Origin of the sequence: Desulfuribacillus alkaliarsenatis, assembly GCF_001730225.1 — a bacterium.
Lineage (GTDB): Bacteria > Bacillota > Bacilli > Desulfuribacillales > Desulfuribacillaceae > Desulfuribacillus > Desulfuribacillus alkaliarsenatis.
In genome coordinates this window covers 1-508 of sequence record NZ_MIJE01000029.1, presented here as the reverse complement: position 1 = coordinate 508, position 508 = coordinate 1, and the positions used below count along the sequence as shown (strand labels likewise).

Annotated in this window: 1 rRNA gene; it reads right to left on the bottom strand. The window is 48.6% G+C overall.

Annotated features, from left to right (window positions below):
- A 23S ribosomal RNA gene (locus BHF68_RS08585) occupies nucleotides 1-508 on the bottom strand; the annotation flags it as partial.

Below are 508 nucleotides of genomic sequence, written 5' to 3'. Positions count from 1 at the left end.
TTCGCTTCGGCTCCAGTTTCTCACTTTAACCTTGCTCGCTACCATAACTCGCCGGTTCATTCTACAAAAGGCACGCCGTCACACTTTTAACGTGCTCCGACTGCTTGTAAGCATATGGTTTCAGGTTCTATTTCACTCCCCTCCCGGGGTGCTTTTCACCTTTCCCTCACGGTACTGGTTCACTATCGGTCGCTAGGTAGTATTTAGCCTTAGGAGATGGTCCTCCTGGATTCCAACGGGATTTCACGTGTCCCGCCGTACTTGGGGTCATAGGCAAAGCGCGAAACGGTTTCTTCTACAGGACTTTCACCTTCTTCGGTCCAATTTCCCAATTGGTTCGAATACCGTTTGTTGTCTTTGTGGGTGGCTACAAACACCCCTTCTATGCCCCGCAACACCAATATTACAACGCTTGTAGGCTTACATAGTATTGGTTTAGGCTTCTCCCCGTTCGCTCGCCGCTACTTAGGGAATCACTTTTGTTTTCTTTTCCTCCAGGTACTTAGAT